The organism is Amycolatopsis sp. NPDC059657 (assembly GCF_042734395.1).
Lineage (GTDB): Bacteria > Actinomycetota > Actinomycetes > Mycobacteriales > Pseudonocardiaceae > Amycolatopsis.
In genome coordinates this window covers 1-10,400 of sequence record NZ_JBHWEB010000202.1, presented here as the reverse complement: position 1 = coordinate 10,400, position 10,400 = coordinate 1, and the positions used below count along the sequence as shown (strand labels likewise).

At 68.8% G+C, this 10,400-nt stretch carries 5 protein-coding genes; 3 read left to right on the top strand and 2 right to left on the bottom strand.

Translation table 11 applies throughout. The annotated features are described in order from the left end of the window. Nucleotides 1-58: 58 nt before the first annotated feature. On the bottom strand, nt 59-463 hold the full coding sequence (locus tag ACFV15_RS46525; RefSeq protein WP_378359713.1) for an ATPase: 405 nt from the start codon (nt 461-463) through the stop codon (nt 59-61). Between the two features lie 623 nt (nt 464-1,086). Between ACFV15_RS46525 and ACFV15_RS46520 the strand changes: the two genes are divergently transcribed. Then, complete coding sequence (locus ACFV15_RS46520) at nt 1,087-3,495, top strand: ATP-binding protein (RefSeq protein ID WP_378359711.1); 2,409 nt, start codon at nt 1,087-1,089, stop codon at nt 3,493-3,495. A gap of 77 nt (nt 3,496-3,572) precedes the next feature. On the opposite strand, the gene ACFV15_RS46515 is transcribed toward ACFV15_RS46520, so the two are convergent. Then, a complete protein-coding gene (locus tag ACFV15_RS46515; protein WP_378359709.1) occupies nt 3,573-4,031 on the bottom strand; it encodes a hypothetical protein in 459 nt (152 codons plus the stop codon). Between the two features lie 334 nt (nt 4,032-4,365). Between ACFV15_RS46515 and ACFV15_RS46510 the strand changes: the two genes are divergently transcribed. Both ACFV15_RS46510 and ACFV15_RS46505 read left to right on the top strand, forming a co-directional pair. Beyond that, nucleotides 4,366-9,759, top strand: a complete 5,394-nt coding sequence (locus ACFV15_RS46510; protein WP_378359707.1) for a hypothetical protein — start codon at nt 4,366-4,368, stop codon at nt 9,757-9,759. A gap of 4 nt (nt 9,760-9,763) precedes the next feature. Further along, nucleotides 9,764-10,279, top strand: a complete 516-nt coding sequence (locus tag ACFV15_RS46505) for an RICIN domain-containing protein (RefSeq protein WP_378359705.1) — start codon at nt 9,764-9,766, stop codon at nt 10,277-10,279. The last annotated feature ends 121 nt before the right edge of the window (nt 10,280-10,400 follow it).

Genomic DNA, 10,400 nt, shown 5'->3' with positions numbered 1-10,400 from the left:
GGGTTAGAACCGGCCGTACCACTCACGACCCCCGGTCGGCGCCTTCGTCCGCCGTGACCTAGGGGCGCAGGACGCGGGGGAGGTGGATGTGCCGGTGCTCGACTTCGACCTGGTGACCGCGTGCGCGCAGGGTGGCGGCCAGCAGCTCGACGAGGCTGCCGGAGCGGTGCCTGCCGCCGGCACAGCCGACGGCGATCCGCCGAGGGCCTGACGGCAGCTCGGCGTAGTCGATGAGGTTGGCGAGCAGTTCCTGCGCGCCAGGGGTACGCGCGACGATGTCCTGCACACGCGGATCGCGCCCGTCCAGATCGAGGACGTCGCGGGCGGCAGCCGGGTCGCGGAGCCGCTCGCGGACGTCCTCGACACGGTCGGCGTGCGGGGGACAGCCGTCATCGAGGTGGAGGTACCCGAAGGAGATCAGGTGCAGTACGCGCTCGGTCCTTCGCTGGCTGGGGAGGTTCATTCCGCATCCCTCTCAGGCAGGGCGTGCGCGTCCGTCAGATTCGCTCGAGACCGCCGGAAAGGACCGGTAGTTCCTCGTCGGTTAGCTCGACGGCGTTCTCCGGGGTGACGTTCTTGTTCTCGCTCATGTGACTCTCCTCAGCCGTTCGTGCGGTTCACTGGCTCAACCGTAGCCAGTGAATTGTTCTCCGGGCAATTGTCGCAGGCTACCGGATCGCATGTTTCTCCATAGCGGTAATGCCTTTCGGGCTGAGTAAGGTTACCGGCGCGTTCTTGTCAAAAATTGTCCGCCGCGATACGCGGTTCTTCTTCGGTTACCGGCGAAAGTGCGCGATAGGCCTTGACAAATGCCGCGGCTTGCGCGCCGGTCGCCGGTTCGTCGAGTCCAGTTTGGACTCGCGCTCGTAAGTATCGCTACGGACTCCCGGTGCGGGCATGGCACCCAACTTTGACTTTCCCTCGAATAAGCGATCAGGCGATGGCAGCGGGGAATAGCTTTCTTCCGGGAAATCGCCGCCTGGACGGTACCGCCGATCGACGCCGGTGTGTCTCGCGTCGAGGCGTCCGGTTTGTGCCAGACTATGTGTCATACCAGTGACATCGGCGGAGAGGGGCCGGGTCGGCGTGGCAGCGACCGTGTTCGGTGACTTCCTCCGGTTCTACCGGCTGCGCCTCGCGCTGACCCAGGAGGAGCTGGCGGAGCGGACCGGGCTCAGCGTGCGCGCGCTCAGCGACATGGAGCGCGGCAGGGCCCGTAGCCCGCAGCGGCGCACGGTCGAGCTGCTCATCACCGGGCTCGAGCTGGCCGAGCACGAGGCCGCCGAATTCGCCGCGCAGTCCAGGGTCGCCAGGGTGACGGCCGCCACCGAGAAGCCAGGCCGCGAGCGGGCGCTGGAGGTGAGCGTCGCGCGCGGGTTGCCGCCGGTGCTCACCGAGCTCACCGGCCGGGAGGCCGAACTGCGGGTGCTGGACGAGTTCGCGGCGGGCGCCGAGTCGTCGCCGGGTGCGCAGCTCGTGGTGATCCACGGCCTGCCCGGCGTCGGCAAGACGGCGCTCGCCATGGAAGCCGGGAACCGGCTGGCCGGGCGGTTCGCCGACGGCTGTCTCTTCGTCGACATGCGCGGCATGGACCCGGTCCCGCTGACCCCCGTGCAGGCCGTGCACCGGCTGCTGCGGGGATTCGGGGTCGCCGAACGCGAGATCCCCGCCGACCCCGACGACCGGTTCGCCCTCTACCGCTCCTTGCTGCTGGACCGCGAAGTACTGCTGATACTGGAGAACGTCGCCACCGAGGCGCAGGTCAGGCCGTTGCTGACGGCCAGTCCCGGCACCGTGGTGCTGGTGACCAGCCGGAAGACGCTGGCGGGGCTGAGCGCGCACCGCAGGCTGGCGCTCGGCCTGCTCGGCGAGGACCAGGCCGTCCGGCTGCTCGCCGTCGTCGCGGGCGAGGCGCGGGTGAGCGCGGAGCCGGACGCCGCGCGGCGGGTGGCGAGACTGTGTGACGGTGTGCCGCTGGCGTTGCTCATCGCGGGCAACCGGCTCGCCAGCAGGCCACAGTGGACGATCGAGAGCCTGGCGGTCCAGCTCGCGGACGAGCGGAGGCGGCTGACCGTGCTCGCCGCCGGCGACCTGCAGGTGCGGGCCGCGTTCGAGATCTCCTATCACCAGCTGGCGCCCGACGCGGCGCGGATGTTCCGGCTGGTGGCGCTGATGCCGGGTCCGGACACGACGGTCGAGGCCGCCGTGGTGCTGACCGGGGAGACCGCCGCGCGGGTGGAGGCGGCGCTGGAGGAACTCGTCGACGCGAGCCTGCTCAGCGACCTCGGCGCGTCCGGCCGCTACACCTGCCATGACCTGCTGCGCGTGTTCGCCAGAGAACGCCTGGACCTCGACGAGCCGCCCGAAGCGGCCGAGGCGGCCGGTGAGCGGATCCGGGACTGGCTGGTCGCGGTCGCCACCAAGGCCGGGCTGTTCTTCGACCCCGAGCGCGCGGGCACGTCCGCCCCGGTCGAGCCCGATCCGGTGCCGGACCGGGCGGCCGCGAAACGGTGGCTGGTGGACGAGCAGCTCAACTGGCATGGCGCGCTCATGGCCGCCGTCGCGCGTGCCGAGCATCGGAAGGTGCTCGACCTGGCCACCGGCATGTACTGGTACTCGTACCTGAACGGGGTCGGCGACCTGTGGCGTGGCGTGTTCGAGGCCGGGGTGGCGGCCGCGCGGGCGCTCGGCGACGCCACGGCCACCGCCGAGCAGCTGAACTGCCTGGCCTGGGTGCGGTACGCGCTGTGCGAGGAGCCGAAAGCGGCGCTGGAGGTCAACGAGCTCGCGGTGCGGGCGGCGGCCGAGGCAGGCGACCGCGTTGCCGAGGCGTGGTCCCGGTACTGCCGCGCGAGCATCGAGCTGCGGCTGGGCTCACCCGCCGAGGCGATCGCCATCGCGAAGCGTTCGGTCGCCCTGTTCGAGAGCGCGGGCAACCAGGTCGGCAGTCATCTGGCCATGTCGATGCTGGGCGTGATGCTGCACGCGGCGGGCGAGTTCGCCGAGGCGGTCACCGTGAACGAGGCGAGCCTGGCCTACTTCCGGGCGTCAGCGGGCATGCTGGGCGAAGACGAGCTACTGGGCCTCGGCCTGGTGCTGATCCGCTCCGCGGACACGCTGGCCGCCGTCGGCGATGTGGCGGCGGCGCTGGAACTGCTGGACGAGGCCGAGGAGCTCTTCACCAGGTACGGGGTGGACGCCGGCCTGGCGCGCGTGCGGTTCACCAGGGGCAAGGCGCTCATCCTCGCGGGTGATCACGCGGGAGCCGACGCGCAGCTGGTGTCCACATTGGAGGAAGCGCGCTGGCCGGAGATCAGGATCGAGATACTGGTGCTGCTCGCCGAACTGGCGGACAAGGACGATGCGGCGGCGCGGGCCAGGGAATACCGGGTGCGCGCGCTGGCCGAATGCGCCAGATATGACGCGCCCGGCATCAGGGTCGCCGCGTCCAGGCTGGCGGCCGAGCTGGGAATCACCGAACCCGGTTCCCGCTGAGCAAAGGGCCACGCGCGGTGCCATGAGGGTGGTGTCCCGGCCACCGGTGACGGACCGGGACACCACCCCTGGCTGGATCAGCCGATGCCCCAGGTGCCGTCCGGGATCTTGTGGCTCATCCGGATGCCGTTGACCCTGGAGCCCAGCGTCGAGTTGTCCTCGAACCGGACGATCAGGTTGAGGTTGAACCGCCACTCGTCGCGGCCGACGGTGTCCAGGTGGATCTTGAGCGTGCCGCCGCGGACGGTCTCCTTGGTCGCCGACGGGTTCTGGACGGTCAGCGAGAACGGGCCGTTGTCGGTGTTGTCCTTGAACAGCCCGAGCACGCCTTCGAGGTGCGCGGCGACAGTGCCGTAGCGGTCGACGACGTCGATGCGGACGTTGGTGTCGTAGTCCTTGTCGTCGTCATTCGTGTGGAACCTGATGTCGCTCGCCCTGATGGCGGGCCCGTCCGCGGCGATGGCCTCGGCGCCGGGCATGGCCACCAGTCCCGCGGCCACCACGGCGGCGAGAGCGATTCCTTTGACGCTGCGCATGAACGCATCCTTCTGGTCGGTGAACATGATCACGCTGAGCCTGCGTGACGGACGCCCGGCGCGGCGAGGCCGGAAAGGGCGGGTATCCGGGCACGGCCCGTCGGCCACAAGATCGACGGGGTGCCCGTTGGGGCAGTTCTGCGGGCATGGTCGCGCGTGTGATCTGACTCTTTTTGGCTGGTCACAAGCGAAATCTCTCGATGGGACGACGACGAAAGGCTCTGGCGCGCGGCTCGGCCGCTGGGCAGACTCCCGCCCGGGTTTGATCTTGACCCGTCTAATCCGAGCGAGGGGCTTTTGTGATGGAACGTGCGACCGGACACGAGGGACGCTCATGAGAGGGAACGCATTCGCCAGGCGTGTGGTCGCGCCGTTCATGGCGGCGGCCGTGCTGACCGGCCTCGTCGCCGTGCCGGAGGCGGTGGCCGCCGATCCCGGCATCCCGCCCGAGCAGTTGTCGAACGCGTTGTTCAGCGCCGCGGTCCAGTTGAAGGACCCCGGCCGTCTCTACGAGCGCAACATGATCCTCAGCGCCGAACTGCTGGACTGGCGCGCGAAGAACCCGGCGGCGTCCGCCGCCTCGCTCGACAAGCACGCGGCGGCCGTGGAGCAGGTGGTCGGCGCCGCGATCGCGCCCGCCAGTGAGCGGGACCCGGTGCCCGACGTGTTCGGCCGCTCGGTGGAGGCGCTGTATTCCGTCCCCGAGGTCGACAAGGGCGGCGCCCAGCTCAAGGGCCTGGTCGGCGCGCTGACCGCACGCGACCTCAAGTCGACCAGCGACCCGGACACGCTGCGCGGTGTGCTGCAGCAGTTCAGCGCGACCACCTCGGAGATCGGCCCCCGCATCTGGGCGGCGCTGCGTGAGGCGGCTGGCCGTGACGGCACGCTGAACAGCACCTGGAAGACCAGGATGGGCGCGGCCACCACGGCCGACGCGGCGCCGGTCGACCCGGTCGCGCCGGTCGACGATCTGAAGAAGCTCCCGCAGATCAAGAAGGTCATCGACGTCGACGCCATCCAGGAGGCCTTCAAGCAGGGCACCAAGCAGGGCCTGGACGCGCTGACCAAGCAGATCAAACCGCTGCTCAAGGTGCTGGGCGACCCCAACTCGCCGAACACCCCGCTGGGCCAGGCGATGGAATGGGTCAAGAAGTACGTCGACCCGGTCACCGGCGAGATCATCAAGTCCGACGAACAGGCCCAGAAGGAGTTCTTGGAGCGGGCCAAGGAGTTCGACGGCTACCTCGACAAGCTCAAGGGTGGCCTGATGGCCATCGCGACCATCGCCAAGATCCTGAACTCGCGGTACTCCAAGGACATCGTGAAGTTCGCCGAGACGCTGTACGCGATCGGCAAGAACGTCGTGCCGCTGATCACCGCGATCAGCGCGCTGACCGCCATCGGGGCCGGCGCGACGATCGGCTCGGTGGTCCCGGTGATCGGCACGATCATCGGCGCGGTCGTCGGACTGGTGGTCACGCTGGTCGCGCTGCTCGGCAGCGGTGGCGGCGGGCCGAGCCCGGAGCTGCAGGCCATCCAGGCGATGCACAAGGAGATGCGGGAGAGTTTCACCCAGCTCAAGGACTTCCTGACCCAGTTCCAGAAACAGGTCAACGTCCGCTTCGACCAGATCGACGCCGCGCTGAACAAGATCTACGGCGACATGATGGTGAAGTTCAATCAGGTGCTGGTCGCGATCGGCCAGTCGAACTTCGAGCTGACGGCCGAGATCCAGGCGCTGCACGGCGAACTGCTCGGCCTCGCGGCGACCATGCAGAGCAACCACCGGCAGATCCTCGACTCGCTCGAGGACGCTTCGGCGTTGCCGTTCAAGGAGTTCGTCAAGAAGTACATCGACTACGCCACGCGCGAAGGGCGCCCGATTCCCGCGTACGAGGGGGCAGGCGACAACTACAAGGACGCCGCGGAGAAGTTCTCCTCCGCCGGTGACACGCTCGCCAGGAGCAAGGTGTTCATGCGCCAGGCGACCGACTCCGCCCCTGACGACATCCTGACGACCAACAGCTCCGCCTCCTCGGTGAACTACCTGGCCAAGTACGCCTCGACCCGCTTCGGGGCGCAGTACCTGCAGGACTATCCCGCCGAAGGCACGCCGAACGCCGAGATGTTCGCCGCGGCCGCGCGCGCCTACGCGCTGCTGATGGACCAGAACGGGCCGCTGGCGGCGAAGGAGCCACTCGTCACGATCAACGACAAGAAGACCGTCGCGCGGGTCAACGACATGCTCGAGGCGGGCGGCGACCTCGTCGGCGCGGCACGCCGGTTCAACCAGCCGCGCACCAGGCCTGCCACCGGTGACTGGGTCGCGACCAACTCGCTGTTCAGCGGCCTGCAGGCGGACAACGCGGCCAAGGTCGCCGACTTCGCCAACGACCTGATCCGGCTGGAGAAGGACAGCGCGGTGATGACGGCCGACCGGCAGTTCAGCCTGTGGGGCGACCGTAACCAGCACGTCGACGGCGTCATGAAGGACGACACCGCGCGGGTCGAGAACTGTTTCGCGAGCAAGCCGGACCAGATCATCAATCAGATGCCGGGATTCGTGACAAGCGACAACCTGCCTGCCACAGTGCGGTTGCTGAAACAGCTCAACCCCGCCATCAAACTGACCACCTGCTGGTCGGACGTGCGCAGCCGCAGGGACTGGACGTATCAGATGACGCGTGACAAGCCGATCAGGATCCCGTGCCAGTTCACCACCGATCCGGCGCCGGGGTGCACGAAGTCGACGACCGACGAGTCGCACAAGATGTCGGAACTCCACGTCGAATTCCAGATCTGGACCCAGCTTCCCGGCCAGAACCCGACCTACGTCGCCTCGGCCACTGGCAAAGCCGAGGTCGAGGTCTGCCACTACCCCGGCAATCCCCCGGACGACGAGCCGTGGACGAAGCCGTTCTGGGCCGACGACAGCTGGATCGGGTGCAGCCTGCATCCGGACGAGCTGGCGAAGCGGGTGGCGAAGGTCGCGTACTCGCCCGTCAGCACGATGTCCGCTTGGGGCGACGACTGGCTCAACCCCTTCCTCGACCGTCAGCTGATCGAGCGCCGTGCCGCCTACTACCGGCTCGTCGCGAGCCAGCTCAACGACGGCAAGCTGGCCTCGGCGAAGGCCATCGACACCAACGTCCGGCTGGTGCGTGCCTTCTCGGAGATCGCGTTCCCGACGGCGTTGCAGACCGACGCGCGGTTGCGTGAGCTGTTGTACGGCACCAGGTCACTCCCGTCCTCGCTGAACACCAGCAAGATCATCGGCGACGCGAGCCCGTTGACCGTGCTGTTCGCCAAGGCGGCACAGAACCTGGACGCCAAGAAGGACGCCATGGCCGACCAGGTCGTGTTCAGCAAGGCCGAAGCGCCTGGCTGCGCGGCGGCACCGGCCGAGGTCAAGACGGCGGACCCGGTGGCGAGGTGCCTGGCGACCGTCGCCGGGCTGCGCCGCTCCGCGTTCGGCGAGCGCATCGAGTTCTACTCGACCGACCTGACGCACAACCCCGCCGCGCAGGACCCGCAGACGACCACCGCGCTCATGCGCGCGCTGCGGATCGAAGCCAAGGCGACCCACCCGGAGTTCCCGGTCGAGTCGCCGGGCGGTCCGGCACCGGCCCCGCCTGGTTCGCTGGGTGAGACGGTCGGCGCGCTCGGCGGCGCGTCGCGCGCGACGCTCGGTCAGACACATTTTCTTGCCTGGCAGGGAAAGCGCAATGAAGTGCTGGTCGCGTCCAGTGTGGACGGTAAGCAGTGGTGGCCGCCGGTGACGGTCGCCGGGCCGCACAACTCCAGTGACGCGCCCGCGATCGTGGTGTTCAAGGACAAGCTGGTCGCGGTCTGGCGCAGCGGGCCGTTCTCGTGGTCCGACGGCAACAACGACCGCACGCTGGCGATGTCCACCAGCACGGACGGCAAGACGTGGACGCCGCCGTCGCGGCTGGTCCCGATCACCGTGGGCTCGGCGGGCATCAGCCTGACGGTGCTGAACGACAAGCTGCAGCTCGTCTTCCGCGGCGCGGGCGCGGACGGGGCGAAGTACGTCACGTCCAGCTATGACGCCAAGAACTGGAAGCGGCCGGTGCAAGCCACCAACAACGGCGGCACCAGCGCCGCGCCGGGCGTGACCGCGCTGGGCGGCAAGCTGATCCAGCTGTGGAAGGGGTACGAGGCCGACCAGCGGATGTTCTACGCGACCAGCACCAACGGGCTGGAGTGGACCGACCAGTCCGTGCTCGCGGGCGCCACCGCGGACGGCGGGCCGAGCCCGGTCGTCTTCAACGGCAAGGTGTTCGCCGTCTGGCGCAACGGAGCGAACGACGGGCTTTCCGTCAGCGACACCGCCGACGGTTCCGGCTGGGCGGCACCACGTCCGGTGCACGCCGGCGCGCACGCCATCGGCGCGCCCTCGCTCGGCGTGGCCGGCGGGCAGCTCGCGGCGATCTGGCGCGACGCGCTCGACAACCGGCGCGTCAACGTCTCCACGAGCGCCGACGGCATCACGTGGAGCGCACCGGCCGCGATCAACCAGCTCTCCGCCGACGCGCGGCAGCGGGTGGGCGAAGCGCTGATCGCCGACGCGGGGAAGCTGTGGAACGCCTCGAACCGCGAAGGCGCCGTGGCGAAGGCCATGGAGGCACTCGCGATCGCCCGCCGGCTCACCGCGGAGAACCCCGCCTACGGTGCGGTCGAGGCCGCGTGGATCCGGTGGCCGGTCAGCCCGTTCCTCGCGGACACGGGGCGGCATGACGAGTCGATCGCACTGCTGGGCGAGGCCATCGCGCTGTACCGGCAGCTGGAGGAGCGGGAGCCGCAGAACGTCCAGCACCAGGTCAACGAGGCCGATGTGACGATCTGGCAGGGCGTCCGCATGACCAACAAGGGCGACACGGAGAAGGGCCGCGACCGCGCGGTCGACGGCATCAATCTCGCCCGCACCCTGATCCCGAAGGGACCCGGCCCGGCGTCCGCGTTCGCCCAGTGGGCTCGCTGGCCGGTCAGCCAGTATCTCGCCGACACGGGCAGGCACGACGAGTCGATCGCACTGCTCGGCGAGGCGATCACGGTCTACCAGAACCTGGTCCGCCAGGAACCGGCGAACGTCCAGTACAAGGTCAACCAGGCCGACGCGATGATCTGGCAGGGCGTCCGGATGACCAACAAGGGCGACAAGGAAAAGGGACGGGACCGCGCGGTCGAAGGCATCAACCTCGCCCGCACCCTCGTCTCGACGGGCCCCGGCGGGGCGTCCGCGTTCGCGCAGTGGGTTCGCTGGCCGGTCAGCGGGTATCTCGCGGACACGGGCCGGTTCGACGAGTCGATCGCGCTGCTCGGCGAGGCGATCACCACGTATCAGAAGCTGATCCAGCAGGAACCGGGCAACCTCCAGCACAAGATCAACATGGCCGACGCGACCATCTGGCAGGGCATCCGGACCTGGACGAAGGGTGATCGCCCGCTCGGCCTGACCAGGGTTCTCGACGGGATCAAGCAGGCACGCCTGATCGCCCCGTCCGGACCGGCGTACAGCGCGATCCTCGGCCAATGGCTGATGTACCCGGCCATCGATTTCGCCGAGGCAGGCGGAAAGCACGAGGACGCGATCGCGATGGCCAAGGAAGCGGTGGACATCTACACCCGTCTCGCCGAGACCGACCCGGCCACGTACGCGGCCCAGCTCGCCGCCGCCAAGCAAAAGCTCAAGACACTTCAGGGGTAAGGCAATGAAGAGACTCATCCAAGCCGTGCTCGCCGCGGGCCTGCTCACGGCGGCCACCGTCACACCGGCGCACGCGGCGGACGACTACCTGCACTCGATCACGATCGGCAAGGGCTGCCTCGTCCCGTTGTGGGGCAGCAAGGATCCCGGCGCCTACGTCGGCTACGAGGTCTGCGACGACACCCGTGCCCAGACCTGGCGCACCATCGACCACGGCGGCGGCTGGTACTCGTACCAGTCCGCCGGGTCCGACCAGTGCCTGACGGTGCTGGGCGGCGGCGCGGCGTCCAATGAGGACATCGTGCAGCAACCTTGTGCGGGAACACCGAATCAGCGTTGGCAGACCTTCTATCGCGGACCCTTCCAAAGCCCCGAACTGCGTCCTCAGCACAGCGGGAAGTGCCTGAGTGTCGAGGGCGGCAACCGGGTCGCGCCTTCGGACCTGCGCCAGATGGACTGCCTGAACGTCGACTGGCAGAAGTGGCAAATGCTCAGCTGGCCACCGCCGATCATCCACTGAGCGCCGCCTTGGGGTCGTGAGTGGTACGGCCGGGTAACTAGTCAGGTCTCTGTCACGTGGTGATCGTGGTGCTGCGATGATCACCACGTGACCGGGGATGTGCGTCCGTCGTATGACGAGC

What these genes read in the sequence shown, in the direction of transcription:
- ACFV15_RS46510 (WP_378359707.1), top strand. Translation starts at nt 4,366, where the DNA reads ATGAGAGGGAACGCATTCGCCAGGCGTGTGGTCGCGCCGTTCATGGCG.
- ACFV15_RS46525 (WP_378359713.1), bottom strand. Translation starts at nt 463, where the DNA reads ATGAACCTCCCCAGCCAGCGAAGGACCGAGCGCGTACTGCACCTGATC.
- ACFV15_RS46505 (WP_378359705.1), top strand. Translation starts at nt 9,764, where the DNA reads ATGAAGAGACTCATCCAAGCCGTGCTCGCCGCGGGCCTGCTCACGGCG.
- ACFV15_RS46515 (WP_378359709.1), bottom strand. Translation starts at nt 4,031, where the DNA reads ATGCGCAGCGTCAAAGGAATCGCTCTCGCCGCCGTGGTGGCCGCGGGA.